Annotated in this window: 25 protein-coding genes and 1 tRNA gene; 15 read left to right on the forward strand and 11 right to left on the reverse strand. The window is 69.1% G+C overall.

The window, feature by feature from the left end; genetic code table 11:
* Nucleotides 1-6: 6 nt before the first annotated feature.
* From sigM to trxA, 4 genes are all read left to right on the forward strand, one after another.
* Nucleotides 7-726 (forward strand): RNA polymerase sigma factor SigM, encoded by a 720-nt coding sequence (gene sigM, locus ACT1U9_RS15560; protein WP_444538874.1) that lies wholly within the window; start codon nt 7-9, stop codon nt 724-726.
* A complete protein-coding gene (locus tag ACT1U9_RS15565) occupies nt 723-1,643 on the forward strand; it encodes an anti-sigma factor family protein (RefSeq protein ID WP_444538875.1) in 921 nt (306 codons plus the stop codon). Before sigM ends, ACT1U9_RS15565 begins: the two co-directional genes overlap by 4 nt.
* A gap of 105 nt (nt 1,644-1,748) precedes the next feature.
* Nucleotides 1,749-2,711 (forward strand): thioredoxin-disulfide reductase, encoded by a 963-nt coding sequence (gene trxB, locus ACT1U9_RS15570; RefSeq protein ID WP_444538876.1) that lies wholly within the window; start codon nt 1,749-1,751, stop codon nt 2,709-2,711.
* 46 nt (nt 2,712-2,757) lie between these two features.
* Nucleotides 2,758-3,090, forward strand: a complete 333-nt coding sequence (gene trxA, locus ACT1U9_RS15575; RefSeq protein WP_444538877.1) for a thioredoxin — start codon at nt 2,758-2,760, stop codon at nt 3,088-3,090.
* A 96-nt stretch (nt 3,091-3,186) separates the two neighbouring features.
* Here the strand turns inward: trxA and ACT1U9_RS15580 are convergent, their stop codons facing one another.
* The 9 genes from ACT1U9_RS15580 to rpmH form a co-directional block, all read right to left on the reverse strand.
* Complete coding sequence (locus ACT1U9_RS15580) at nt 3,187-3,804, reverse strand: GNAT family N-acetyltransferase (RefSeq protein WP_188276680.1); 618 nt, start codon at nt 3,802-3,804, stop codon at nt 3,187-3,189.
* A 331-nt stretch (nt 3,805-4,135) separates the two neighbouring features.
* A complete protein-coding gene (locus ACT1U9_RS15585) occupies nt 4,136-5,242 on the reverse strand; it encodes a ParB/RepB/Spo0J family partition protein (RefSeq protein WP_444538878.1) in 1,107 nt (368 codons plus the stop codon).
* Nucleotides 5,239-6,318: a ParA family protein gene (locus tag ACT1U9_RS15590; protein ID WP_444538879.1), complete on the reverse strand. Its 1,080-nt coding sequence runs from the start codon at nt 6,316-6,318 to the stop codon at nt 5,239-5,241. The genes ACT1U9_RS15585 and ACT1U9_RS15590 overlap by 4 nt, the downstream gene beginning before the upstream one ends.
* Nucleotides 6,319-6,611: 293 nt before the next feature.
* Nucleotides 6,612-7,331 (reverse strand): 16S rRNA (guanine(527)-N(7))-methyltransferase RsmG, encoded by a 720-nt coding sequence (rsmG, locus tag ACT1U9_RS15595; RefSeq protein WP_188276683.1) that lies wholly within the window; start codon nt 7,329-7,331, stop codon nt 6,612-6,614.
* Nucleotides 7,332-7,440: 109 nt separating this feature from the next.
* Nucleotides 7,441-7,950, reverse strand: coding sequence for a Jag family protein (locus tag ACT1U9_RS15600; protein WP_444538880.1), 510 nt, complete (start codon nt 7,948-7,950; stop codon nt 7,441-7,443).
* 14 nt (nt 7,951-7,964) lie between these two features.
* Complete coding sequence (yidC, locus tag ACT1U9_RS15605) at nt 7,965-9,245, reverse strand: membrane protein insertase YidC (protein WP_444538881.1); 1,281 nt, start codon at nt 9,243-9,245, stop codon at nt 7,965-7,967.
* Between the two features lie 3 nt (nt 9,246-9,248).
* On the reverse strand, nt 9,249-9,584 hold the full coding sequence (yidD, locus tag ACT1U9_RS15610) for a membrane protein insertion efficiency factor YidD (protein WP_188276686.1): 336 nt from the start codon (nt 9,582-9,584) through the stop codon (nt 9,249-9,251).
* Nucleotides 9,581-9,952 carry a ribonuclease P protein component gene (gene rnpA, locus ACT1U9_RS15615; protein ID WP_444538882.1) on the reverse strand — a complete coding sequence of 124 codons (372 nt, stop codon included), beginning with the start codon at nt 9,950-9,952 and terminating at the stop codon, nt 9,581-9,583. Before rnpA ends, yidD begins: the two co-directional genes overlap by 4 nt.
* 20 nt (nt 9,953-9,972) lie before the next feature.
* Nucleotides 9,973-10,110 (reverse strand): 50S ribosomal protein L34, encoded by a 138-nt coding sequence (gene rpmH / locus ACT1U9_RS15620; protein WP_010985740.1) that lies wholly within the window; start codon nt 10,108-10,110, stop codon nt 9,973-9,975.
* A 370-nt stretch (nt 10,111-10,480) separates the two neighbouring features.
* Here rpmH and dnaA point away from each other — a divergent pair, with 370 nt between their 5' ends.
* The 9 genes from dnaA (at nt 10,481) to ACT1U9_RS15665 (ending at nt 23,116) form a co-directional block, all read left to right on the forward strand.
* On the forward strand, nt 10,481-12,238 hold the full coding sequence (gene dnaA, locus ACT1U9_RS15625) for a chromosomal replication initiator protein DnaA (protein WP_444538883.1): 1,758 nt from the start codon (nt 10,481-10,483) through the stop codon (nt 12,236-12,238).
* Between the two features lie 962 nt (nt 12,239-13,200).
* Entirely contained in the window at nt 13,201-14,331 is a 1,131-nt protein-coding gene (dnaN, locus tag ACT1U9_RS15630) for a DNA polymerase III subunit beta (protein WP_444538884.1), read from the forward strand.
* A gap of 120 nt (nt 14,332-14,451) precedes the next feature.
* Complete coding sequence (gnd, locus tag ACT1U9_RS15635; RefSeq protein ID WP_444538885.1) at nt 14,452-15,330, forward strand: phosphogluconate dehydrogenase (NAD(+)-dependent, decarboxylating); 879 nt, start codon at nt 14,452-14,454, stop codon at nt 15,328-15,330.
* A 43-nt stretch (nt 15,331-15,373) separates the two neighbouring features.
* Entirely contained in the window at nt 15,374-16,495 is a 1,122-nt protein-coding gene (recF, locus tag ACT1U9_RS15640; RefSeq protein ID WP_444538886.1) for a DNA replication/repair protein RecF, read from the forward strand.
* Nucleotides 16,492-17,043: a DUF721 domain-containing protein gene (locus ACT1U9_RS15645; protein ID WP_188276692.1), complete on the forward strand. Its 552-nt coding sequence runs from the start codon at nt 16,492-16,494 to the stop codon at nt 17,041-17,043. Before recF ends, ACT1U9_RS15645 begins: the two co-directional genes overlap by 4 nt.
* A gap of 481 nt (nt 17,044-17,524) precedes the next feature.
* On the forward strand, nt 17,525-19,588 hold the full coding sequence (gene gyrB, locus ACT1U9_RS15650) for a DNA topoisomerase (ATP-hydrolyzing) subunit B (protein ID WP_444538887.1): 2,064 nt from the start codon (nt 17,525-17,527) through the stop codon (nt 19,586-19,588).
* Nucleotides 19,589-19,632: 44 nt separating this feature from the next.
* Entirely contained in the window at nt 19,633-22,245 is a 2,613-nt protein-coding gene (gene gyrA, locus ACT1U9_RS15655; RefSeq protein WP_444538888.1) for a DNA gyrase subunit A, read from the forward strand.
* 87 nt (nt 22,246-22,332) lie between these two features.
* Nucleotides 22,333-22,932, forward strand: coding sequence for a DUF3566 domain-containing protein (locus tag ACT1U9_RS15660; protein WP_444538889.1), 600 nt, complete (start codon nt 22,333-22,335; stop codon nt 22,930-22,932).
* A gap of 110 nt (nt 22,933-23,042) precedes the next feature.
* Nucleotides 23,043-23,116 (forward strand) — tRNA-Ile (locus tag ACT1U9_RS15665).
* Nucleotides 23,117-23,381: 265 nt separating this feature from the next.
* Here the strand turns inward: ACT1U9_RS15665 and ACT1U9_RS15670 are convergent.
* Nucleotides 23,382-23,750, reverse strand: a complete 369-nt coding sequence (locus ACT1U9_RS15670) for a DUF6344 domain-containing protein (protein ID WP_444538890.1) — start codon at nt 23,748-23,750, stop codon at nt 23,382-23,384.
* Between the two features lie 210 nt (nt 23,751-23,960).
* Here ACT1U9_RS15670 and ACT1U9_RS15675 point away from each other — a divergent pair, with 210 nt between their 5' ends.
* Complete coding sequence (locus ACT1U9_RS15675; RefSeq protein ID WP_003958712.1) at nt 23,961-24,095, forward strand: DLW-39 family protein; 135 nt, start codon at nt 23,961-23,963, stop codon at nt 24,093-24,095.
* Between the two features lie 141 nt (nt 24,096-24,236).
* Entirely contained in the window at nt 24,237-25,550 is a 1,314-nt protein-coding gene (locus ACT1U9_RS15680; protein WP_444538891.1) for a hypothetical protein, read from the forward strand.
* Here ACT1U9_RS15680 and ACT1U9_RS15685 read toward each other — a convergent pair.
* The gene (locus ACT1U9_RS15685; RefSeq protein WP_444538892.1) at nt 25,537-26,868 is read right to left on the reverse strand and encodes a serine/threonine-protein kinase; all 1,332 of its coding nucleotides are present in this window, start codon (nt 26,866-26,868) and stop codon (nt 25,537-25,539) included. The two genes, ACT1U9_RS15680 and ACT1U9_RS15685, sit on opposite strands and share 14 nt — an antisense overlap.
* Nucleotides 26,869-26,874: the final 6 nt, after the last annotated feature.

Here is a 26,874-nt window from a genome sequence, read left to right on the forward strand (position 1 = left end):
TCACCGTTGGACGACGCCACACGCGGCGCGAGCGACCAGGATCTTCTGGCCCGCCATGTCGACGGTGACCCCGACGCCTTCGGTGAGCTCGTGCGGCGCCACCGCGACAGACTCTGGGCGGTCGCCCTGCGGACGCTCGGCGACCGTGAGGAGGCCGCCGACGCGGTCCAGGACGCCCTGGTGTCCGCCTACCGGGCCGCCCACACCTTCCGCGGCCAGTCGGCCGTCACGACGTGGCTGCACCGCATCACCGTGAACGCCTGCCTCGACCGGGCCCGCAAGGCCGCTTCCCGCAAGACGTCGCCCGTCGACGACGCGGAGCGCCTGGAGCAGCTTCTGGAGCCCCATGAGTCCGCCGAGGCCCCCGCGGAGCGCTCGGACCTCCACAGGCAGCTGGTGAAGGCCCTGGGGACGCTCCCGGCCGAGCAGCGCGCCGCCCTGGTCCTGGTGGACATGCAGGGCTATCCGGTGGCGGAGGCGGCGCAGATCCTCGAAGTGCCGGTGGGCACCGTGAAGAGCCGCTGCGCCCGGGGCCGGGCCCGGCTGCTTCCCCTGCTCGGTCACCTGCGCAGAGATGCGGGCGATACCCGGGATGGTGGGGATAGCGACGAGCACGGTGGGGGAAGGAACCGGACGCCCGGGACATCCGTCCCACCTGCGTCGGAACCAAGGGACGCAGGACCGAATGATCCTGCTGCTGTGAAGGGCGGAGGTGGGCGCGCGTGACATCCACAGCCGACACGACTCAGCACCCGGACGTCTCGGAGATCTCCGACCTCCACGAGGGCATCCTTCCGCCCTCCCGCACGGCCGATGTCCGGCGGCATCTGGACTCCTGCGACCTCTGTGCCGACGTACACGCCTCCCTGACGGAGATCCGCGAGCTGCTGGGGACCCTGCCCGGGCCTCCGCGTATGCCTGCCGATGTCGCGGGCCGCATCGACGCCGCGCTCGCCGCCGAGGCTCTGCTCGACGCGACGGCGCCCGCCGGTGCGGAAGCACCCGTCAGCGTCGCGGCGAGCGCTGAAGCCGAGCATGTTTCACGTGAAACATCGCCCCAAGCCGTCACGACGGAGGCGCCCACGGCGGACCGTCCGGCCGGGCGCCCCAGGGCCGCCACCGGACCCGGCCGTCCCCGGATGACCAGGCGCCGTCGTACGGCCGTGCTCGGCGCCGTCTTCGGTGCGGCCGCGATCGGCTTCGGCGTCCTGCTGGTCCAGCCGTCCGACAACCACACCACCCAGGCAACCGACACGGCCGCGCCCAAGGCGCAGGAAGCCCAGTTCTCCGCTTCCTCCCTCCCGGCACAGGTAGAGACCCTGCTCTCCTCCCCCCACCCGTCCCTGGAGAGCGCCCCGAACTCCCCGTCGGGCGAGAAGCACCTCGGCGTCACCTCCGACTCCCCGAACGGAGGCGGCGTCAACGTGCCGCCGTGTGTCCAGGCGGGCACCGGGCGTACGGACGCGAGTCCCTTGGCGACGGAGATCGGCGAGTACCAGGGAACCCGGGCGTACCTCCTCGTCCTTCCGCACGCCACGGACAACTCCCAGGTCCAGGCGTACGTCGTCGACGCGTCCTGCGCGAGTACAGCGCCCAACGCCAAGGGCAAGCTGCTGCTGACCCACGCCTATCCCCATCGGTGAGACGCCTCGGGAATGCTCGCCCCGTAGGATCCGTTGGGTGGGGTGAGAGTCCTGGACCGGACCCCGGTAGGCAGTAGGCAGTCCGCAGAGACGAGGAAGAAACCCGTGAGCGACGTCCGTAACGTGATCATCATTGGCTCCGGGCCGGCCGGATACACGGCCGCGCTCTACACCGCGCGTGCGTCGCTTCAGCCGCTGGTGTTCGAAGGCGCCGTCACCGCCGGTGGCGCGCTGATGAACACCACCGAGGTGGAGAACTTCCCCGGCTTCCGCGACGGCATCATGGGTCCGGACCTCATGGACAACATGCGCGCGCAGGCGGAACGCTTCGGCGCCGAGCTGGTCCCGGACGACGTCGTCGCCGTCGACCTCTCCGGTGACATCAAGACCGTCACGGACACCGCGGGCACCGTCCACCGCGCCAAGGCCGTCATCGTCACCACCGGCTCCCAGCACCGCAAGCTCGGCCTGCCCAACGAGGACAAGCTGTCCGGGCGCGGTGTCTCCTGGTGCGCCACCTGCGACGGGTTCTTCTTCAAGGACCAGGACATCGCCGTGGTCGGCGGCGGTGACACCGCGATGGAGGAGGCGACCTTCCTCTCCCGCTTCGCCAAGTCGGTCACCATCGTCCACCGCCGGGACAGCCTGCGCGCCTCCAAGGCGATGCAGGAGCGCGCGTTCGCCGACCCGAAGATCAAGTTCGCCTGGGACAGCGAGGTCGCCGAGATCCACGGCGACCAGAAGCTCTCCGGTCTGACCCTGCGCAACACCAAGACCGGGGAGACCTCCGAGCTGGCGGTCACCGGCCTGTTCATCGCCGTGGGCCACGACCCGCGCACCGAGCTGTTCAAGGGCCAGCTGGACCTGGACGACGAGGGCTACCTGAAGGTCGCCGCGCCGTCGACCCGCACCAACCTGACCGGTGTCTTCGGCGCCGGCGACGTGGTGGACCACACCTACCGGCAGGCCATCACCGCCGCCGGTACCGGCTGCTCCGCCGCCCTCGACGCCGAGCGCTTCCTGGCCGCGCTCGCCGACGACGAGAAGGCCGCCGCGGCCGCCGTCTGACCCCTTTCCCCCACCCCCCTCACCCACACCCCGCAAGGAGGATGCCGTGGCCGGCACCCTGAAGACCGTGACCGACGCCGACTTCGACGAGGTCGTCCTCAAGAGCAACAAGCCCGTCCTGGTGGACTTCTGGGCCGAGTGGTGCGGCCCGTGCCGCCAGATCGCCCCGTCCCTGGAGGCCATCGCGGCGGAGCACGGCGACCAGATCGAGATCGTCAAGCTCAACATCGACGAGAACCCGGCCACTGCTGCGAAGTATGGCGTCATGTCGATCCCGACCCTGAACGTCTACCAGGGCGGCGAGGTCGCCAAGACCATCGTCGGCGCCAAGCCGAAGGCCGCGCTCCTGCGCGACCTCGACGGTTTCCTCGGCGAGTAAGTCTCAGCCGCGCTGTTTCACGTGAAACAGCGATACGGGCCCGGTTCCCTCATGGGGCCGGGCCCGTTCGCGTACGACGGTGGATGCGGCGGCTCGCTACAGCGGCCGCAGGGCCGGTTCCTTCTGAACGGCTCCCAGCAGCCGGTCCAGAGCCAGCTCGACGTCTTCCTTCCAGGAGAGCGTCGTCCTCAGCTCCAGCCGCAGCCGGGGATAGCGGGGATGCGGCCGGACCGTCTTGAAGCCCACCGCGAGGAGATGATCGGCTGGCAGCACACAGGCCGGCTCCCGCCAACGGGCGTCCCCGAACGCCTCGATGGCCTTGAACCCGCGCCGCAGCAGATCCTTCGCGACGGTCTGCACCATCACTCTGCCCAGCCCCTGCCCCTGGTAGCCGGGCATGATCCATGCCGTCATCAGCTGCACGGCGTCGGGCGACACGGGGCTCGTGGGAAAGGCCGTGGAGCGCGGCACATAGGCGGGCGGGGCGTACAGGACGTAGCCCACCGGCACGTCGTCGACATAGACGACCCGGCCGCAGGAGCCCCACTCCAGGAGCACAGCCGATATCCAGGCTTCCTTTTCGAGCTCCGGCGTCCCGGCCTTTATCGCGGCTTCTCCGCTGACCGGGTCAAGCTCCCAGAAGACACAGGAGCGACAGCGTTTGGGAAGGTCCGGAAGGTTGTCCAGCGTGAGCGGTACAAGCCGACGCCCCATGAAGGCTGTTCCTCGCTTCCCTCGCCTGCCGCTCCCTGGGCGGCCGACAGCGCACTCCGTTCCCGGAGGAGACTGCCGACGAAGCCGCCGACCGCCCCGAGGCCAAGCCCCGCTGTCACCAGTTGGGTACGGCTCACCGTACGCATGGCTCCCCGCCCTCCCTTTGAAGTGGCTCAAGGTGGATGTGCCATACCAGAACGCATCGTATCCACCCAACGCCGACGCGCATACCGCGTGAAAGCAAAGGGCGGGCTGTGTTCCGTTATGCATCGGAACACAGCCCGCCCGCTACGACAACTACCCTGGCCGCGACGACGAGAACATCATCGGGTCAGACTTCGTCGCCCTCTTCCGAGTCCTCGGCCAGGCCCTTGTTGAGGACCCGTCCCTCACCCGGGGCGAGGGTGCCGAGGATCCGCTCCAGATCGTCCATCGACGCGAACTCGACGACGATCTTTCCCTTCTTCTGACCCAGATCGACCTTCACCCGAGTCTCGAAGCGGTCCGAGAGGCGAGTGGCCAGATCGGTGAGCGCGGGCGCCAGCCGGGTCCCGGCACGCGGGCCCTTGGCCTTGGTGGCGCTCTTGGGCTCCGAGTTCAGCAGGGTCACGATCTCCTCGACCGCGCGCACCGACAACCCCTCGGCCACAATGCGGTGCGCCAGCCGGTCCTGCTCGTCCGAGTCGTCCACCGAGAGCAGTGCCCGGGCATGGCCCGCCGAGAGAACTCCGGCCGCCACCCTGCGCTGAACGGGTGGCGAAAGGCGCAGCAGACGCAGCGTGTTGGAGACCTGCGGGCGAGACCGGCCGATGCGGTCCGCCAGCTGGTCGTGCGTGCAGCTGAAGTCCTTCAGCAACTGGTCGTAGGCGGCTGCCTCTTCCAGCGGGTTCAGCTGGGCGCGGTGCAGGTTCTCCAGGAGGGCGTCCAGGAGCAGCTTCTCGTCGTCCGTGTCCCGGACGATCGCGGGAATCCGCTCCAGGCCCGCCTCACGGCAGGCCCGCCAGCGCCGCTCACCCATGATGAGCTCATAGCGCTCGGGTGCCAGCTGGCGTACGACGACGGGCTGGAGAAGCCCGACTTCCTTGATGGATGTGATGAGTTCGGCGAGCGCGTCCTCGTCGAACACCTCACGCGGCTGCTTCCGGTTGGGCGTGATCGAGTCCAGCGGCACCTCGGCGAAGTACGCCCCGGCGGGCGCCTCCAGCTCCGGTACGGCCTCCGGCTCGGGCGCCTGGACCGGCAGCGATGTTTCACGTGAAACAGGAGGCGCGGCCAGTGTGGCCACCTTGGCTGCCGCCACCCCCCGCTCCGCGGTCAGTACCGGCACCGACGCCGGGGACGTGGAAGCCGTCCCCAGCGAGGGCGCGGACTTCTCCTGCGGGGCGGCGGGGATCAGCGCACCGAGCCCGCGCCCCAGACCTCTACGTCGCTCACTCACTGGATCCCCTCCGACATGCTGTGCTGGTTGTTCTGACTGCCCACGGGGATGTGCGGCGTCGGGTCGTAGTTGATGCCGACCCCGCGCAGTGCGATCTCACGGGCGGCTTCGAGATACGAGAGCGAGCCGCTGGAGCCCGGGTCATAGGTGAGCACCGTCTGGCCGTAACTCGGAGCCTCCGAGATACGGACCGACCGCGGGATGCTCGTCCGCAGGACTTCCTGCCCGAAGTGGCTGCGTACTTCGTCCGCCACCTGGGAGGCGAGCCTGGTCCTGCCGTCGTACATGGTGAGCAGGATCGTCGACACATGCAGCGTGGGGTTGAGATGGGCACGCACCAGATCGACGTTCCGCAGCAGCTGGCCCAGACCCTCCAGCGCGTAGTACTCGCACTGGATCGGGATCAGGACCTCGGCTCCGGCGACCAGCGCGTTGACCGTCAGCAGCCCCAGGGACGGCGGGCAGTCGATCAGGATGTAGTCCAGCGGCTGCTCGTACGCCTGGATGGCACGCTGCAGCCTGCTCTCCCGCGCCACCAGGGACACCAGCTCGATCTCCGCGCCGGCCAGGTCGATCGTGGCGGGGGCGCAGAAAAGGCCCTCGACGTCATGGACCGGCTGTACGACGTCGGAGAGTGGCTTGCTCTCCACCAGGACGTCGTAGATCGAGGGGACTTCGGCGTGGTGGTCTATCCCCAGAGCGGTGGAGGCGTTGCCCTGCGGGTCGAGGTCGACCACCAGGACCCGGGCACCATGCAGGGCCAGCGAGGCGGCGAGATTGACCGTCGTCGTGGTCTTGCCGACGCCGCCCTTCTGGTTGGCGACCACCATGATGCGTGTCTGCTCCGGCCGGGGCAGCCCCTCGCCGGCACGGCCGAGAGCTTCCACCGCCAGCTGGGCAGCACGACCGATGGGGGTGTCGTCCATCGGGGGCGGTGTTTCACGTGAAACATCCTCCCCCGCTGACTCGGTACGGGGACCGGGGACCGGATCGGTCATCGGTCCCGCGATGTTGGCGTCGGACCGCAAGGATTCACTCTCCTCGACTTCAGGCTCGCAATGCACAGAGCCTGCCATGCCTTCGGGGTGGTGAACCAGCGAGGCCCGGTCTTCTGTGGATGAATCCACCGATGTGGACAACTCCGTAGCCCCCAAGGGGGACTCCAGGGCCCCGCCGAAGGGCTTGCGGTCGCGTGGCGCGGCGGAACGGCCGCGGCTGATGATTCCATGCAGCAGAGAGCGACGTTTCACGTGAAACACGATGCACGCGCCCTGCGGTCAGATGGTTACGACACTCCGAAATGCGTACGTATCGCACCTTCTATGGAGCATCCACCCCTCGGCGGGTCCGACAGTGCGGGTCCGACGGCTCAGCGACGGCGCCTGGTGCGGCCGGTCCTGGCCGCCTTGGCACGCTTGGCGGCGAAGCGCACACCGCCCGGGCTCTCGCCGACCTCGACCCGTACGACCGTCGAGAGCGGGTCCACGACGCCCTCGCCGACCTGAACCACTGAGGTGTTCACCACACCGAGCTTGCTCAGCGCGGCCCGCGCCCCCTGGATCTCCTCCTCGGCGGTGTCGCCCTTGAGGGCCAGCATCTCGCCGTACGGGCGCAGCAGCGGGACACCCCAGCCGGCCAGCCGGTCCAGCGGGGCCACGGCACGCGCCGTCACCACATGCACGGGCTGGAGCGTGCCCAGCACCTCCTCCGCCCGGCCGCGGACCACGGTCACATGGTCCAGGCCCAGCAGTTCCACCACTTCCTGGAGGAAATTGGTGCGGCGCAGCAGCGGCTCAAGAAGCGTGATCTTCAGATCCGGGCGCACCAGTGCCAGCGGGATACCGGGCAGCCCGGCGCCGGAGCCGACGTCGCAGACCGTGACGCCCTCGGGGACGACCTCGGAGAGCACCGCGCAATTGAGCAGATGCCGCTCCCAGAGACGGGGTACCTCGCGGGGCCCGATCAGGCCGCGCTTGACTCCCGCGTCCGCGAGCAGCTCGGCGTACCGGACGGCTTCCGGGAAGTACTCGCCGAATACCGCGCGCGCCTCTTCGGGCGCCTGGGGAAGCTCTGCTGCTGCCTCCGTCACGGGGACCGTCCTTCCGTACCGCGCTTCCCGCGCTGGGGTGGCTGACTATCAGGCTGACAAAGATCGGCCCCGCCTGCGAACAGACGGGGCCGAGAAAGCGATGAACCGCTCAGGCGGGGAGCACGACGACGAAGCGCTGCGGCTCCTCGCCCTCGGACTCACTGCGCAGACCGGCGGCCGCGACCGCGTCGTGCACGACCTTGCGCTCGAACGGCGTCATGGGCCGGAGCTTCACCGGCTCGCCGGAGTTCTTGACCTCGTCCGCGGTCTTGGCACCCAGCTCGGCGAGTTCCGTACGCTTCTTGGCCCGGAAGCCCGCGATATCCAGCATCAGGCGGCTGCGGTCCCCGGTCTCCCGGTGCACGGCGAGTCGCGTCAGCTCCTGGAGCGCCTCCAGCACCTCACCGTCACGGCCGACGAGCTTCTGGAGATCACGGCTGCCGGCGTCGCTGATGATCGAAACCGCGGCACGGTCCGCCTCGACGTCCATGTCGATGTCGCCGTCGAGATCGGCGATGTCGAGCAGACCCTCAAGGTAGTCGGCGGCGATCTCCCCCTCCTGCTCCAGGCGGGACAGGGTGTCGACACCCTCGGCGGCCGGGGTGGTGCCTTCCGTCACGGATGGACTCCTTCTTACTTCTTGGACGGGTGCTTGGGCCGCTGCTGACCCTTGCGCTGTCCGGACTGGGCCTTGCTGCGTGCGGTACCGGAGGCGGGCTTGGCCGCCTGCTTGGCCTTGGCGTTCTGCGGCGCGTCCTGCTTCGCCTCGGACTCCTCGTCCGACGTGCCCTTGTCCAGCGAGGTCTTCGCCTCGTCCTCGGCGTCGGCCGCGCCCTGCTGGGCACCCGACTGGCGCTGGGCCTTGGTCTGGCGCTTGGGCTGCTGGCGCTTGGGGGCCGCGCCCTCCGCCTCGGCCACGGCGACATCGCTCTTGATCACGGAGCCGTCGGCCTGGGCCGCGAAGCCCTGCTTGGCCAGGCCGGTGATGAACTTGCGCTCGTTGTCGTTGCGGTCCGGGCCCTTGGCCACGATCGCCTGGACCACGGCGCGACGGCGCTTGCCCCGCACATCACTGTGGGCGGCGACGCTCTTGCTCAGTCGCTCCAGGTAGCTGGCCTGCGCCTTGGAGCCCGGCGTCGGGTTCTGGTTGATCACGAACATCTGCTGGCCCATGGTCCACACGTTGGTGGTCAGCCAGTAGACGAGGACACCGACGGGGAAGTTGATACCCATCACGGCGAACATGACCGGGAAGACGTACATCAGCATCTTCTGCTGCTGCATGAACGGCGTCTTCACCGACAGGTCCACGTTCTTCGTCATCAGCTGGCGCTGGGTGAAGAACTGCGACGCGGACATCATCACGATCATGATCGCGGTGATCACGCGGACGTCGGTGAGGGTGGCGCCCAGGCTCTCGACCTTGTGCGCGCTGTCCGTGAACTTCGCCGCCAGCGGTGCGCCGAAGATGTGGGCCTTCTGGGCGCTCTCCAGCAGAGGCTGGTTGATGACGCCGATGGTCTTGCCGCTCGCGATGCCCGACAGCACGTGGTACAGCGCGAAGAAGAAGGGCGACTGCGCCAGGATGGGAAGGCACGAGGAGAGCGGGTTGGTGCCCGTCTCCTTGTACAGCTTCATCATCTCTTCGGACTGACGCTGCTTGTCGCTCTTGTAGCGCTCCTGGATCGCCTTCATCTTCGGCTGGAGCGCCTGCATGTTCCGGGTCGACTTGATCTGCTTCACGAAGAGCGGGATCAGACAGATCCGGATCAGCACCACCAGGGACACGATGGACAGTCCCCAGGCCCAGCCCGTGTCCGGCCCGAAGATCGCGCCGTACAACTTGTGGAACTGGACGATGACCCAGGAAACAGGCCAGGTGATAAAGCTGAACAGACTGGCAATCGTGTCCACTAATCAGGCTCCTTGAGCATTGGGCGAGGTCTCTGCGGCCGGGCTGGGCTCGGTCTCAGCGGCGGAGTGCCCGCCCTTGCTGCCGCGCCAGGCGTTGCGCAGCGCCTCGTGCCAACGAGGGCGCTTGCGTTCGGGGACGTAGTCCACGCCGCCCGGCGACCACGGATTGCACCGCAGAATGCGCCAGGCGGTCAGTGCCGTGCCCTTCACCGCGCCATGCCGGTCAATGGCCGTGTACCCGTAGTGGGAGCACGACGGGTAGTACCTGCAGACGGGCCCGAGCAGCGGGCTGATCGTCCACTGGTACAGCTTGATCAGGGCCAGCAGCGGGTACTTCATCGCGCACCCCCTCCCAGCAGCCGCTGTAGGGCGGCGTCCAGGTCTCGGGCCAGCTGTGCTTGATCGGCATCGCCCGCGCCGGGCAATGCTCGTACGACAACCAGGCTACCGGGGGGCAGCTGGGGCAGCCGATCGCGCATCAGATGGCGAAGCCTGCGCTTCACCACGTTGCGCACGACCGCGACTCCCACGGCCTTGCTGACGACGAAACCCGCACGCGTCGGGGGAGCGCTCTCCCCAGGCGCGTGCGGGTCCGTTGCACCGCTGCGTAGATGGACGACGAGAAGCGGGCGACCGGCCCGGCGTCCTCGGCGTACCGCGGTCGCGAAGTCTTCGCGCCGCCTCAGCCGATTCTCGGTAGGCAGCACGTCATGACCTGATTACGCGATTACGCGGACAGGCTGGCGCGACCCTTGCCACGACGGCTCGCGAGAATCGCGCGGCCGGCACGGGTGCGCATCCGCAGGCGGAAGCCGTGGGTCTTGGCGCGACGACGGTTGTTCGGCTGGAAGGTGCGCTTGCTCACTCGGGGGCTCCAGAAGTGTTTCGGTGGTGGCGGGACATCGCCTGGCTGTCACCGTGCGCCCACGAGTAGCTCGCAATACGCCCGAGTGCACCGCTTCACGATCACAGACCGTGATCTTTGCCCATCGGAGGCAGGCGGCAGCAGCCATCGACAACTCGACCTGGTTACGGTACGCGCGACTACGCCATCCGGTCAAACCAGCAGCTCGACGGGCCCCACTGTGCACAGGCTGTGGACAACAACTTGAACCACGTCAGCCGCCCCGACTACCGTGGCTCAACCCTGACTCTTTTCCCTTCTGTCCTTTCCCAGCCCTTCCATCCCGTCCCGAGAACCACACATTCGTGGGACCTGCGAGAGAGCGTGCCTTGTGGCTGACGTACCTGCCGATCTTGCCGCAGTGTGGCCACGAGTGCTGGAGCAGCTCCTCGGAGAAGGCCAGCAGGGCATCGAGCCCAAGGACAAGCAGTGGATCGAGCGCTGCCAGCCGCTCGCCCTGGTCGCCGACACGGCGCTGCTCGCCGTCCCCAACGAGTGGGGCAAGCGCGTCCTTGAGGGCCGCCTGGCCCCGCTGATCAGCGACACCCTCAGCCGTGAGTGCGGCCGCCAGATCCGGATCGCGATCACCGTCGACGACTCCGTGGGCGAGCCCGGCCCGCAGCCCGCGCCGCCGGCCCCGCAGCAGCCCCCGCGCTACCAGGACGACGCCTACGGGCGCCCGGCCGACGACGGCCTGCCCAGCGTGCGGCCCGCCTACCCGGACTACCAGCAGCAGCGCCCCGAACCCGGCTCCTGGCCGCGCGCCCAGGAGGACCTCTCCTGGCAGCAGCAGCGCCTCGGCGGCTTCCAGGAGCGCGACCCGTACGCGACCGCACGCCCCCAGCCGCAGCACGACTACCGCCAGCCGCAGATGCCCGAGCGGCCGCAGTACGAGCAGCAGCCCCAGCCGTACGAGCAGCAGCGCCCTGAGCGGCACGAGCTGCCCGAGCCGCAGGCCCCGCAGCACCCCGGCGGCCCGCAGCCGGGCGGCGGCGCCCCGCGTCCGATGGGCGCGCCGTCGTCCTCCTCGGCCCAGCCCGGCGGTCCGGGCGAGCCGCACGCGCGCCTGAACCCCAAGTACCTCTTCGACACCTTCGTCATCGGCTCGTCGAACCGGTTCGCGCACGCGGCCGCGGTCGCCGTCGCCGAGGCGCCGGCCAAGGCGTACAACCCGCTCTTCATCTACGGGGAGTCGGGCCTGGGCAAAACGCATCTGCTGCACGCGATCGGGCACTACGCCCGCAGCCTGTACCCCGGCACGCGCGTGCGGTACGTGAGCTCCGAGGAGTTCACCAACGAGTTCATCAACTCGATCCGCGACGGCAAGGGCGACACCTTCCGCAAGCGGTACCGCGATGTGGACATCCTGCTCGTCGACGACATCCAGTTCCTGGCGAGCAAGGAGTCGACACAGGAGGAGTTCTTCCACACGTTCAACACGCTCCACAACGCCAACAAGCAGATCGTGCTCTCCTCGGACCGGCCGCCCAAGCAGCTGATGACGCTTGAGGACCGGCTGAGGAACCGTTTCGAGTGGGGCCTGACCACCGACGTCCAGCCGCCCGAGCTGGAGACGCGGATCGCGATCCTCCGTAAGAAGGCGGTGCAGGAGCAGCTCAACGCCCCGCCGGAGGTACTGGAGTTCATCGCGTCCCGGATCTCGCGGAACATCCGTGAGCTGGAGGGCGCGCTGATCCGGGTGACGGCGTTCGCGTCGCTCAACCGCCAGCCGGTGGACCTCGGTCTCACCGAGATCGTGCTGAAGGACCTGATCCCCGGCGGCGAGGACTCGGCGCCGGAGATCACCGCGGGCGCCATCATGGCGGCGACCGCCGACTACTTCGGGCTGACGGTGGAGGACCTGTGCGGATCCTCGCGCAGCCGCGTCCTGGTGACGGCCCGCCAGATCGCGATGTACCTCTGCCGTGAGCTGACCGACCTCTCGCTGCCGAAGATCGGGGCCCAGTTCGGCGGCCGCGACCATACGACGGTGATGCACGCCGACCGCAAGATCCGCGCGCTGATGGCGGAGCGCCGCTCGATCTACAACCAGGTCACCGAGCTCACCAACCGCATCAAGAACGGCTGAACGCGCCGCTGAGCAGAGCCTCCTAGGGTGCCCGGGACAACCGTCCCGGGCGCCTTTTTCGTGCCGTGAGGGCGTCTGCCGGCTGCCATGAGGACGTCTCGCCGCTGCTGTGGGAGCCGCTCGCTGCGAGTCGTGAGGGCGTCCCGTCGAGCCCTGTGAGCCCTCTCGCCGCGTGCCGTGGACGCCTCCCGCCACCGGTTCGTACGGTCCGCCCGGGCCACCGGTGTTCGAATACCCGCTGGTCGGTGGGGGTTCTCCACAGATCGGGGGACTTTTCCCCGTCCACACCCTGGGGACTGTCGAGTTGTCCAGATTGCATCCACAGGCCGACACCCTGATACTCCATCACCCCAGGTCAGCCACCTGTGGATTTGTGTGCGAGCAGCCTCCACAGGCTGTGGACAGAATCTTCGTCCACAGCCTGTGATCAAAGTTGTCCACCGGCGACCCACAGGCTGGGCCCCGTTGCCCACAGCTTCTCCACACCCCTGTCCACTGTTCGGCAACGAAACACCCCCGATCACCGTGTCGAGTGAAAGGCGTCACACCAACGTGGTCGGTTGGGCTGTGGGGAACGTGGGTAAAGCTGGGGACAGCTCTGGGGAGAAGTGGCCCCTGCCTGTGCATCGGGTGTGCAGAACTTTCGGGTGTCCACAGAAGCGGTGAGTTGTCCACCGGCTCCACCCACAGGCGCAGTGGACAAAAAAACGGGCCTGACCTGGGAAAACGGGGTTATCCACGGTTTCCACAGGCCCTACTACTACTCCCACTTAGAGTTAGCTCGGATTTCGCTTCGAAGTGGGGCCTGTGCACAACTTGAGCCCGGCGGCTCCGTGACCCGTCGGCGCGACTTGACCCCGACTCGCACCGAGTGTCAGCGGCGTACGTCAGACTGTTCCCCGGCGATACAGCCGACGACGAATGCCAGCAGGGCGAGCCAGCAACAGCAGGAGGCGGTTCCGGTGAAGATCCGGGTGGAGCGCGATGTTCTCGCGGAGGCGGTGGCGTGGGTGGCCCGCAGCCTCCCGGCCCGTCCGCCCGCGCCCGTGCTCGCGGGCCTTCTTCTGAAGGCGGAGGACGGCGCCCTCAGCTTCTCCAGCTTCGACTACGAGGTCTCGGCGCGGGTCTCCGTCGAGGCCGAGGTCGACGAGGACGGCACGGTGCTCGTCTCCGGCCGCCTGCTCGCCGACATCTGCCGCGCCCTGCCCAACCGCCCGGTGGAGATTTCCACAGACGGTGTACGGGCCACGGTGGTCTGCGGCTCCTCCCGCTTCACCCTCCACACCATGCCTGTGGAGGAGTACCCGGCGCTGCCGCAGATGCCGACCGCGACCGGCACCGTTCCCGGTGAGGTCTTCGCCTCCGCCGCCGCCCAGGTCGCCATCGCCGCCGGACGCGACGACACGCTGCCCGTCCTGACCGGCGTACGGATCGAGATCGAGGGCGACACGGTCACCCTGGCCTCCACCGACCGCTACCGCTTCGCGGTCCGCGAGTTCCTGTGGAAGCCGGAGAACCCGGACGCCTCCGCGGTCGCCCTGGTACCCGCCAAGACGCTCCTGGACACCGCCAAGGCCCTGACCAGCGGTGACACGGTCACCCTGGCCCTGTCGGGCTCGGGTGCCGGTGAGGGCCTGATCGGCTTCGAGGGCGCCGGTCGGCGTACCACCACGCGGCTGCTCGAAGGCGACCTGCCGAAGTACCGCACGCTGTTCCCGACCGAGTTCAACTCGGTCGCGGTGATCGAGACCGCCCCGTTCGTCGAGGCCGTCAAGCGTGTCTCCCTGGTGGCCGAGCGGAACACCCCGGTCCGCCTCAGCTTCGAGCAGGGCGTGCTGATCCTGGAAGCCGGTTCCAGCGACGACGCACAGGCTGTGGAAAGGGTCGACGCCAACCTGGAGGGCGACGACATCTCGATCGCCTTCAACCCGACCTTCCTGCTCGACGGCCTGAGCGCCATCGACTCCCCGGTCGCCCAGCTCTCCTTCACCACCTCGACCAAGCCGGCCCTCCTGAGCGGCAAGCCCGCGCTGGATGCCGAGGCGGACGACGCGTACAAGTACCTGATCATGCCGGTGCGCCTGTCCGGCTGAGCTTGTCCGGCTGACCTGCGCGGGGCGTACGTCTGAGCGGCCGACCCCACAGGTGTGTGCCCGTGTCCGGGCGTAGTCTCGGACGCGGGTACGAAAGCCACAACGTCAAAGGATCATGTGATGGAGCTCGGTCTCGTCGGCCTCGGCAAGATGGGCGGCAACATGCGCGAGCGGATCCGCCGCGCAGGCCACACCGTCATCGGTTACGACCGCAACCCGGACGTCGCCGATGTCCACAGCCTCGAAGAGCTGGTGGGCAAGCTCAAGGGCCCGCGCGTGGTCTGGGTGATGGTTCCGGCCGGTGCCGCGACCCAGTCCACCGTCGACGAGCTCGCCGAGCTGCTCTCCCCCGGCGACGTGGTCGTCGACGGCGGCAACTCTCGCTGGACCGACGACGAGAAGCACGCCGAGGAGCTGGGCCGCAAGGGCATCGGCTTCGTCGACTGCGGTGTCTCCGGCGGCGTCTGGGGCCTGGAGAACGGCTACGCGCTGATGTACGGCGGCGACGCCGAGAACGTCGAGAAGGTCAAGCCGATCTTCGACGCGCTCAAGCCCGAGGGCGAGTTCGGCTCGGTCCACGCGGGCAAGGTCGGCGCCGGCCACTTCGCCAAGATGGTCCACAACGGCATCGAGTACGCGATGATGCAGGCGTACGCCGAGGGCTGGGAGCTCCTGGAGAAGGTCGACTCCGTCACCGACGTCCGCGAGGTCTTCCGCAGCTGGCAGGAGGGCACGGTCATCCGTTCCTGGCTGCTCGACCTCGCGGTCAACGCCCTGGACGAGGACGAGCACCTGGACCAGCTGCGCGGCTTCGCCCAGGACTCCGGCGAGGGCCGGTGGACCGTGGAGGCCGCCATCGACAACGCCGTGCCGCTGCCCGCGATCACCGCGTCGCTCTTCGCGCGGTTCGCGTCCCGGCAGGACGACTCCCCGCAGATGAAGATGATCGCGGCGCTGCGCAACCAGTTCGGCGGCCACGCGGTCGAGTCCAAGAAGTAATCCACAGGCTGTTGGCAGGGCCGGGGGAGGTCGGCGCACCACCATGCACGTCACGCATCTCTCGCTGGCCGACTTCCGCTCCTACGCCCGGGTCGAGGTCCCGCTCGACCCGGGCGTCACCGCTTTCGTGGGCGCCAACGGCCAGGGCAAGACCAATCTGGTCGAGGCGGTCGGCTACCTCGCGACCCTCGGCAGCCACCGCGTCTCCTCGGACGCACCGCTGGTACGCATGGGCGCCGAACGGGCGGTCATCCGCGCCGCGGTGACCCAGGGCGAGCGCTCCCAGCTGATCGAGCTCGAGCTCAACCCGGGCCGGGCGAACCGGGCCCGCATCAATCGATCCTCGCAGGTCAGACCGCGTGACGTGCTGGGGATAGTACGCACCGTGCTCTTCGCGCCCGAGGACCTGGCGCTGGTCAAGGGCGACCCCGGCGAGCGGCGGCGCTTCCTGGACGAACTGGTCACCGCGCGGTCCCCGCGCATGGCGGCCGTCCGCTCCGACTACGACCGCGTCCTCAAGCAGCGCAACACCCTGCTGAAGTCGGCGGCGATGGCCCGGCGCCACGGCGGCCGCGGCATGGACCTGTCGACCCTGGACGTGTGGGACCAGCATCTGGCGCGGGCCGGCGCGGAACTCCTCGCGCAGCGGCTCGACCTCATCGCGACCCTCCAGCCGCTCGCGGACAAGGCGTACGAGCAACTGGCACCCGGCGGCGGCCCGGTGGCCCTGGAGTACAAGCCGTCGGCGCAGGGCGAGGCGACCACCCGCGAGGACCTGTACGGGCAGCTGATGGCCGCGCTCGCCGACGTACGCAAGCAGGAGATCGAGCGCGGTGTGACCCTGGTCGGGCCGCACCGCGACGACCTGCTGCTCAAGCTCGGCCAGCTCCCGGCCAAGGGCTACGCCAGCCACGGCGAGTCCTGGTCGTACGCGCTGGCCCTGCGGCTCGCGTCCTACGACCTGCTGCGGGCCGAGGGCAACGAGCCGGTCCTGGTCCTCGACGACGTCTTCGCGGAGCTGGACGCCCGGCGCCGCGAACGGCTGGCGGAGCTGGTGGCTCCGGGCGAGCAGGTGCTGGTGACGGCGGCCGTGGACGACGACGTGCCGGGCATCCTCGCAGGGGTGCGGTACGAGGTCGCCGGGGGCGAGGTGAGGCGGGTATGAGCGAGCACTCCGGTAACGAGACACCGCAGCCGAAGGTTCCCGAGTCCTCCGGCATCGACCTCGCGCGCGTGGCGCTGCGCGCCGCCAAGGAGCAGGCCAAGGCGCGGGGCGCCGCCGCGCAGCAGAAGAAGCAGGCGAGGCGCGGCGGCGGCCTGCGCTCGGGCGCGCGCGCGGACGGCCGCGACCCGCAGCCGCTGGGCGCCGCCATCAACCGGCTCATCACCGAGCGCGGCTGGGAGACCCCGGCGGCGGTGGGCGGCGTGATGGGCCGCTGGCCCCAGATCGTCGGCGAGGACCTCGCCAAGCACTGCGTACCGCTGCGCTACGACGAGGACCCCGACGAGCGCGTCCTCACCGTGCAGTGCGACTCCACGGCGTGGGCGACCCAGCTGCGCCTGCTCGCGCCCCAGCTGGTGGCGCGGCTGAACGCGGACCTGGGCCATGGCACGGTCCGGATGATCAAGGTCCTGGGGCCGGGAGGCCCGCCCACGCGGTACGGGCGCCTGCGGGCCCCGGGGAGCACGGGGCCGGGCGACACGTACGGGTGAGGCGGCGGCGCCCGCCCCCCGGCCGCGCCGTCACAAGCCGGTCGCCCTGCGCGCCGGTCCGGCCATGGCCGCACGCGGGCCTTACGCGCGCGCGTGCGCGCGTGGCGTGGCGCGGGCGCGAAAAACACCGGCCCGGGGCGTCTGTTGGCGGCCCCCGCGCGCCAGGAAACCGGGCGGTACGGGTGAGGCGTCCCTCACGGTAGCCGGAGGTTGACAGGCCGAAGCGCTGAACGCCCGTGTGAGGCTCTTAGAGCCCCTGCCTGGATATGGGGAGTCGGTAGCCGCCCGCTCAGGGCGGCACATGCGGACTCAGGTACCGGCAAACCCCCATTCATGTCGGCGCTACCGGTAGACTGGTCAATAATCCCGCCCTCCTCGCGGGAACCACCGAATGACGCGGTCGGATGTTGCCACCACGGCACCGCCCGACGCTGACCATCGCTGAACGACGCAGCTGCTCCTGCCTGCCCAGGGGAAGGCTGTGCTGTGCCAGAAAGGGCGCTTCGTGGCCGATTCCGGCAACCCCAACGAGAACACCCCGTCCACTGTCGTCGGCGCGAACGGCGAGGTCACCTCCTCGTACGACGCCAGCGCGATCACCGTCCTCGAAGGCCTGGACGCGGTCCGTAAGCGACCCGGCATGTACATCGGCTCGACCGGTGAGCGTGGTCTGCACCACATGGTGCAGGAAGTCGTCGACAACTCCGTCGACGAGGCCCTGGCCGGGCACGCGGACACGATCGACGTGACGATCCTGGCCGATGGCGGCGTCCGCGTGATCGACAACGGCCGTGGCATCCCCGTGGGCATCCACCCGGTGGAGAAGAAGCCGGCCGTGGAGGTCGTGCTCACGGTCCTGCACGCGGGCGGCAAGTTCGGCGGCGGTGGCTACGCCGTGTCCGGCGGTCTGCACGGTGTCGGTGTGTCCGTCGTGAACGCGCTGTCGACCAAGTTGGCCGTCGAGATCAAGACGGACGGCTACCGCTGGACGCAGGAGTACAAGGGGGGCGCCCCGACCGCGCCGCTGGAGCGGCACGAGGCCACGGACGAGACGGGCACCACGGTCACCTTCTGGGCCGACGGCGACATCTTCGAGACGACCGAGTACTCCTTCGAGACCCTGTCGCGGCGCTTTCAGGAGATGGCCTTCCTCAACAAGGGCCTGACGATCCAGCTGACCGACGAGCGCGAGTCGGCGAAGGCCACCGCGGGCGCGGACAACGCCGAGGAGTCGGAGGACGAGCAGGCCCGTACGGTCAAGTACTACTACGAGGGCGGCATCGTCGACTTCGTGAAGTACCTCAACTCGCGCAAGGGCGACCTGATCCACCCGACCGTCATCGACGTCGAGGCCGAGGACAAGGAGCGCATGCTCTCGGCCGAGATCGCGATGCAGTGGAACTCTCAGTACAGCGAGGGCGTTTACTCCTTTGCGAACACCATCCACACGCACGAGGGGGGTACGCATGAGGAGGGATTCCGCGCCGCGCTCACGGGCCTGGTCAACCGGTACGCCCGCGACAAGAAGCTGCTGCGCGAGAAGGACGACAACCTCTCCGGCGAGGATATCCGCGAGGGTCTGACGGCGATCATCTCCGTCAAGCTGGGCGAGCCGCAGTTCGAGGGCCAGACCAAGACCAAGCTGGGCAACACCGAGGCGAAGACGTTCGTCCAGAAGGTGGTGCACGAGCACCTGACCGACTGGTTCGACCGGAACCCCAACGAGGCCGCGGACATCATCCGCAAGGCCATCCAGGCGCAGACGGCACGTGTCGCCGCCCGCAAGGCGCGCGACCTGACCCGCCGCAAGGGTCTGCTGGAAAGCGCCTCTCTCCCCGGCAAGCTCTCCGACTGCCAGTCCAACGACCCGACGAAGTGCGAGATCTTCATCGTCGAGGGTGACTCCGCCGGTGGCTCGGCGAAGTCCGGCCGCAACCCGATGTACCAGGCCATCCTGCCGATCCGCGGCAAGATCCTGAACGTCGAGAAGGCCCGCATCGACAAGATCCTGCAGAACACCGAGGTCCAGGCGCTGATCTCGGCCTTCGGCACCGGAGTCCACGAGGACTTCGACATCGAGAAGCTCCGCTATCACAAGATCATCCTGATGGCGGACGCCGATGTCGACGGCCAGCACATCAACACCCTGCTGCTGACCTTCCTCTTCCGCTTCATGCGGCCGCTGGTCGAGGCCGGGCACGTGTACCTGTCGCGTCCGCCGCTCTACAAGATCAAGTGGGGCCGGGACGACTTCGAGTACGCGTACTCGGACCGTGAGCGCGACGCGCTCGTGGAGCTCGGCAAGCAGTCGGGCAAGCGGATCCGTGAGGACTCGATCCAGCGCTTCAAGGGTCTGGGCGAGATGAACGCCGAGGAACTGCGCGTCACCACCATGGACGTCGACCACCGTGTGCTCGGCCAGGTCACCCTGGACGACGCGGCCCAGGCCGACGACCTGTTCTCGGTGCTGATGGGCGAGGACGTCGAGGCGCGGCGCTCGTTCATCCAGCGCAACGCCAAGGACGTCCGCTTCCTCGACATCTGAGTCGGTCTGTCGCTGACCGCTTCGAAAGGACTTGAGTACCAGCAATGGCCGACGAGAACACTCCCGCGACCACTGAACCCACCGAGGAAGAACCTGTACTGCGCATCGAGCCCGTCGGGCTCGAAACGGAGATGCAGCGCTCCTACCTCGACTACGCGATGTCCGTCATCGTCTCGCGTGCGCTGCCCGACGTACGGGACGGCCTGAAGCCCGTCCACCGCCGGGTGCTGTACGCGATGTACGACGGCGGGTACCGGCCCGAGAAGGGCTTCTACAAGTGCGCCCGCGTCGTCGGCGACGTCATGGGCACGTACCACCCGCACGGCGACTCCTCGATCTACGACGCGCTCGTCCGCCTCGCCCAGCCCTGGTCGATGCGGATGCCGCTGGTGGACTCCAACGGCAACTTCGGTTCCCCGGGCAACGACCCGGCCGCCGCCATGCGGTACACCGAGTGCAAGATGATGCCGCTGTCCATGGAGATGGTCCGCGACATCGACGAGGAGACCGTCGACTTCCAGGACAACTACGACGGCCGTAACCAGGAGCCGACCGTTCTGCCGGCCAGGTTCCCGAACCTGCTGGTCAACGGCTCCGCCGGTATCGCCGTCGGTATGGCCACCAACATCCCGCCGCACAACCTGCGCGAGGTCGCGGACGGTGCCCAGTGGTTCCTGGCGCACCCGGAGGCCTCGCACGAGGAGCTCCTGGACGCGCTGATCGAGCGCATCAAGGGCCCCGACTTCCCGACCGGCGCCCTGGTCGTCGGCCGCAAGGGCATCGAGGAGGCGTACCGCACCGGGCGCGGCTCCATCACGATGCGCGCGGTGGTCGCGGTCGAGGAGATCCAGAACCGTCAGTGCCTGGTGGTCACCGAGCTTCCGTACCAGGTGAACCCCGACAACCTGGCGCAGAAGATCGCCGACCTGGTCAAGGACGGCAAGGTCGGAGGCATCGCCGACGTCCGCGACGAGACAAGCTCGCGCACCGGCCAGCGCCTGGTCATCGTGCTGAAGCGGGACGCGGTCGCCAAGGTCGTCCTGAACAACCTGTACAAGCACACCGACCTGCAGACGAACTTCGGCGCCAACATGCTGGCGCTCGTCGACGGCGTGCCGCGCACCCTCTCGCTGGACGCGTTCATCCGCCACTGGGTGACGCACCAGATCGAGGTCATCGTCCGGCGTACGAAGTTCCGGCTGCGCAAGGCCGAGGAGCGGGCCCACATCCTGCGTGGTCTGCTCAAGGCGCTCGACGCGATCGACGAGGTCATCGCGCTGATCCGGCGCAGCGAGACCGTCGAGGTCGCGCGCGAGGGCCTGATGGGCCTGCTCCGGATCGACGAGATCCAGGCCAACGCGATCCTGGAGATGCAGCTCCGCCGGCTCGCCGCCCTGGAGCGCCAGAAGATCGTCGCCGAGCACGACGAGCTCCAGGCGAAGATCAACGAGTACAACGCGATCCTCGCCTCGCCGGAGCGCCAGCGCCAGATCATCAGCGAGGAGCTGGCGGCCATCGTCGAGAAGTTCGGCGACGACCGGCGCTCCAAGCTGGTGCCCTTCGACGGTGACATGTCCATCGAGGACCTGATCGCCGAAGAGGACATCGTCGTCACCATCACCAACGGTGGCTACGTCAAGCGCACCAAGACCGAGGACTACCGCTCGCAGAAGCGCGGCGGCAAGGGCGTGCGCGGCACGAAGCTGAAGCAGGACGACATCGTCGACCACTTCTTCGTCTCGACCACGCACCACTGGCTGCTGTTCTTCACCAACAAGGGCCGCGTCTACCGGGCCAAGGCGTACGAGCTGCCGGACGCCGGCCGGGACGCGCGCGGCCAGCACGTGGCGAACCTGCTGGCCTTCCAGCCGGACGAGAAGATCGCCCAGATCCTCGCCATCCGCGACTACGAGGCGGCGCCCTATCTGGTCCTCGCCACCAAGTCCGGCCTGGTGAAGAAGACCTCGCTCAAGGACTACGACTCGCCCCGTTCGGGTGGTGTCATCGCCATCAACCTCCGTGAGACGGAGGCCGGTGGCGAGGACGAGCTGATCGGCGCCGAGCTGGTCTCCGCCGAGGACGATCTGCTGCTCATCAGCAAGAAGGCGCAGTCCATCCGCTTCACGGCGACGGACGACGCGCTGCGCCCGATGGGACGCGCCACTTCCGGTGTCAAGGGGATGAGTTTCCGCGAGGGCGACGAGCTGCTCTCGATGAATGTCGTCCGGCCCGGTACTTTCGTGTTCACCGCCACCGACGGCGGGTACGCGAAGCGGACCCCCGTCGACGAGTACCGCGTCCAGGGTCGCGGTGGCCTCGGCATCAAGGCCGCCAAGATCGTCGAGGACCGGGGCTCGCTCGTCGGCGCGCTGGTGGTCGAGGAAACGGACGAAATCCTCGCCATCACGCTCGGCGGTGGTGTGATTCGTACGCGAGTCAACGAGGTCAGGGAGACGGGCCGTGACACCATGGGCGTCCAACTGATCAACCTGGGCAAGCGCGATGCCGTGGTCGGTATCGCTCGTAACGCCGAGGCCGGTCGCGAGGCTGAAGAGGTCGACGGTCCCGAAGGGGCCGAGATCGACGCGGCTGAGGGCGAGTCTGCCGAGGCCGCAGTCGAGGGCATCGAGCCCTCGGCCGGGGAGCACGAGGAGTAAAGCGTGAGTGGAGCCACGGGCGCCGGATCGGCCAGTTCCGGAGCGAACGGTGCCCGTGGCCCTGCCGCGGACTCCCAGGGGGTAACGGTGACCGACACCCGAGGGCCGCAGGCCCGGTCCGACCAGGAGGGGTACGCGGCCGGTCCGCTGCCCGGCGAGCGCGAGAAGCCCGCTTCGGGCACCTCGCAGCCGTACCATCCGCCGCAGGCCTACCCGACGCCCCAGAACGGGTCGCAGGGCGGTCAGCAGCGCATCGGCGGGCAGGCGTCCGCCACCGCACGCCGGCAGCCCCGCACCGGGGCGCGCACGACGCCGCGTACCCGCAAGGCGCGGCTGCGGGTGGCCAAGGCCGACCCGTGGTCGGTGATGAAGGTCAGCTTCCTGCTCTCCATCGCGCTCGGCGTGTGCACGGTGGTGGCGTCCGCGGTGCTGTGGATGGTCATGGACGCCATGGGCGTCTTCTCCTCCGTCGGCGGCACCATCAGCGAGGCCACCGGCTCCAACGAGTCCAACGGCTTCGACCTGCAGTCGTTCCTGTCGCTGCCGCGCGTGCTGATCTTCACCTCGGTGATCGCGGTCATCGACGTGGTGCTCGCCACCGCGCTGGCGACGCTCGGCGCGTTCATCTACAACCTCTCGGCCGGTTTCGTGGGCGGCATCGAGCTCACGCTGGCCGAGGACGAGTAGGCGCGTTTCCCGCACGTCGGACGGGGGCCGGTCATCGATTTTGGGACTGGCCCCCACGTGCGCTAATCTTCAGAGGTCAGCGCGCGGGGGACACCCCCGAAGAGCGCGGCGGGGCTATAGCTCAGTTGGTTAGAGCGCATCCCTGATAAGGATGAGGCCACAGGTTCAAATCCTGTTAGCCCCACAGTGACGAAGACCCCCGGACATCACGTCCGGGGGTCTTCGCGTTGTCGGCGGGCGGGTGTTCGCGGTCCTCGCAGGTCCAGGTGGCAGATCCGGGGCAGGCGCCCCCTACGTACTACGTACGTACAAGGCGACGCCGTACCGACGGGACAACGCGGTTCGTACGGACATGAAGAAGCGCAGTTCGTACGGACATGAAGAAGCCCGGCAACTCGGGGAGTTGCCGGGCTCGTGCGCTCGGGCGGGCGCGGGGAGGTTCGAGGGGCTCAGGGGGACAGGGCGCCTGCGCCGGGGGCGGCGGCGTCTGTGCTGTCGTCGGCTTCACTGCCGTCCGCGCCGTTGCCGCTCTCGCTGTCCTCGTTGGCGGTCGGCAGGTGCCGGGTCGAGGGCGAGGAGCCATGGGCCTCGGCGCGGATGCGCTGCTTCATGGTGGGCGGCAGCGCCGAGAGGCCGGGCAGGGCCCAGGGCGCGATCGGCGTACGGGCCGTGGGGATTTCGCTCCGGTTGTGCGCTACGGCCTGCTGCGGTACAGAAGCGGCGGCCGAGGCCTGGGAGGCGAAGCCGAGGGAGGCGAGGAGGGCGGCGAGCACGCCGATGAGTGCGGTCCACCACGTCGTGAGCTTGCTGGTTGCCATGACTTCCTCGCTTCTGTGCGCTTCTTGGTTGCCCGATTTGCGATGTACCTCATGATGTGTACGGGCGGGGCGGAGCGAGGGTGCGACGCACCGTTATGGGCGGATGTTCCGATGAACTGCACTCGGATGGACCATCACCGATTGATATCGATCGGTGTGTATAGTCGGGCGGCAGAGGTCCCTTACGTCAAGGAAAGACGAGGTCGCGCGGTGAAGAAGCTCCTCCTGGTCGCACTGGCCGCCATCGGCGGGCTCCTCGTGTACCGCCAGATCCAGGCGGATCGCGCCGAGCAGGACCTGTGGACGGAGGCGACCGACTCCGTGCCCGCAGGTTCGGGTGTGTGAGCCCCACAGAGTCCAGTTGCAGAGCCCCGGCCGCCGACGCGGCCGGGGCTCTGTGCTGTCATGTGCCCGGGGCAGCGCCCCCCGTGTTTACCTACGCAAATCAATGGCTTGCACAAGCAAAATTGAAGGGGGCGCGGCGGCATGACGAACCAGCGGGGGAAGGCCCTGGCCGCAGCCGCCGTGGCCGCGTTGTGCGCGCTGACCGCGTTACCGGGCCAGGGGCGGGCGCAGGCCGCGAACGGGCAGGTCGAAGCGGATGCGCAGGGGCGGAGCAGCTCGTACGGCTATGACCCGGGCGCCCAGCCGGTCACCGGCGTCACGAGAGGCCAGGACGGCCCCCGCCTCAAGGCCGGTTCGGTCTACCGGTCCACGATCGGGCCGGGCGCCAAGATCTCCTTCCAGGTCGACCTCGACGGCAGCGGCGACGCCTATGTGTCAGCCGTTGCCGTGCCGAAGCCGGACGTGAAGGTCTCCTTCCACGACGGCATCCAGCTGACCCTGCGGGACCGCGACGGCAACACCTGCGAGTCCAACAGCGCCCTCTTCGGCACTCCCCAGTACCCGAGGCCGATCGCCGCGTACGTCTCCCGGGGCCTCAACCGGCAGCAGACACCCTGTCAGGCAGCGGGCACGTACTCGGTGTTGATCGAACGGATCGGCGACCAGGCGGCCCCCTGGGGGCTTGAGCTGCGGCACGTCCGGGAGTCGAGGGTCGCTTCCGGCGGGCCGAGCACCGCGCCGACGCAGTGGTCCACCGCGTCGCCGCCCGCGCCCACCGGCGGCGGGCGCGACATCCACGGCGGTACGGGCTTCGCCGACGCGCGCTCCATGCCCCAGGGCGAGTGGCGGGACAGGCTGAAGCCCGGCGACACGCTCTTCTACCGCGTGCCGGTCGACTGGGGCCAGCAGCTGTCCGCCACCGCCGTACTGGCCCGCTACGGCGGCAACAAGTACGTGCCGGAGGCGCTCGACCTCCAGCTCTACAACCCGGCGCTCGGACCGGTCGTCGACGCGTTCATCGGCTACGACGGCAGCAGCCCGGCCTCCACCGGCTTCCAGCCGCTCGCGCCGGTGGATTACCGCAACCGGTACTCCAACCTGGGCCCGGCCGGCGCCATGCGCATCAAGGGTGACTACTACCTGGCGGTGAGCCTCAGCCCCGCCCTCGCCGACGCTCTCGGCAACGGGCCGTACGGGGTGACGCTGCGGGTGGACGTAGGCGGCAAGGCGAAGCCGGGGCCCGCGTACGAGGAGAGCGGGCCCGGCTTCGGGACCACCGGCACCGGGCCCGCGTCGGGGACGGCCGCCTCCACCTCCGCCCGTCACGACAGTGGCTCGACCAGGATGCGGCTGCTCGCGGCCGCCGGGATCGGCACGGGCACGCTGCTGGTGCTGGGGCTCGGCGTGTGGACCCTGCTCGCCCGGCGCCGCGCGCTGCCGGTCAGACCTGGCTGAGCGCCCAGAACCCGACGGCGAAGCAGAGCAGCGCGAGCAGGAGGACCGGGACGGCGATTTTCCGGGGCGGGCCGGTGGGGGCGGGGCGCCCGGAATGCCCGGCATGCGGCTGGGGTGCCGGCCCCATGGGACCCACCGGTTCCACCGGCACCATCGGCCCCACGGGCTGAACGGGGCCGGAAACGGGCGGGGTCGGAGTGGGAACTTGCGGGCTCTCCCAGACGTAGCTCTTGGTGACAGGCGTTGGTGCGTAGGAGGGCGGATACGGGGGTGGGGTGACATGGACGTCGGCCGTCGGCGGGGTGGGCAACTGCTGTACGGGCAGCGCTTGTTGCTGCTCCCACTGCTGTGGTGCCTGTTCCTGCGGGAGCTGTGCGGAGGACGGCGTGGCCTGCGCGTCCCACGAGCCCTGCGGGTCCGGCGCACGGTGCGCACCCCGCGGGACCTGGCGCGGAACGAACCCCTCCGGGAGCGGCCCGATCTGGTCGAAGACCTCGACCGGCTCCTCGTCGGACGCGGGGTCCGGCAGCAGCTCCACGGCCGTGGCGAGCGCCTTGCGCGCCCCCGTGGCCGTCCGGAACCTCGCGTGCGGGTCCGGCTGCAGCAGGCCCGCCAGGACCTGCCACAGCGGCTCCGGGATCCCCTTGGGCGCCCCCGGTGTCCCGTACGCCGAGAAGTACTCCACCAGGGCCCGGGCGTCGGGTTTCTGACCCTCCAGCAGATACAGCGCGACGAGCCCGACGGCGAACAGGTCGGCCGGGAAGTCCGGCTCCGCGCCCATGACCTGCTCGGGCGCGAAGTACCCCGGCGTCCCCATCACGAAGTTGGTCTCGGTCAGGCGCGGCTCGCCCTTGCGCAGGGCGATGCCGAAGTCGGACAGCCGCAGATGCGGCCGTCCGGTCCCGGTGGCCTCCAGGAGGATGTTGGCCGGCTTGATGTCGCGGTGGACGACCCCCTCGGCGTGCACCGCGCCGAGGCCGGCGAGCAGCTGGTCGAGCAGCACGCAGACGAAGCGCGGTGGCAGCGGGCCGTAGTCCCCGATCAGATGGGCGAGCGAGCCGCCGGTCACCAGGTCCATGGTGAACAGGACCTTGTCGTCGTCGGCGGCCCAGCTCGCGGGGGCGAGCACATGAGGGTGGTCGATCCTCAGTGCCTGCTCGCGGACGAAGCGCAGCAGCGTGTGCGCGTCGCTCTGCTGGAGGACCTTCGCCGCCACACAGCGCCGGCGGCGGTGGTCCCAGGCGCGCCAGACGGCGCCGACTCCGCCGCGCCCGATCGGGTCGATGAGCTCATACCGACCGGCGAAGACCTCACCCACCTGGCA

This window comes from Streptomyces sp. BR1 (assembly GCF_052373795.1).
Classification (GTDB): Bacteria; Actinomycetota; Actinomycetes; order Streptomycetales; family Streptomycetaceae; genus Streptomyces.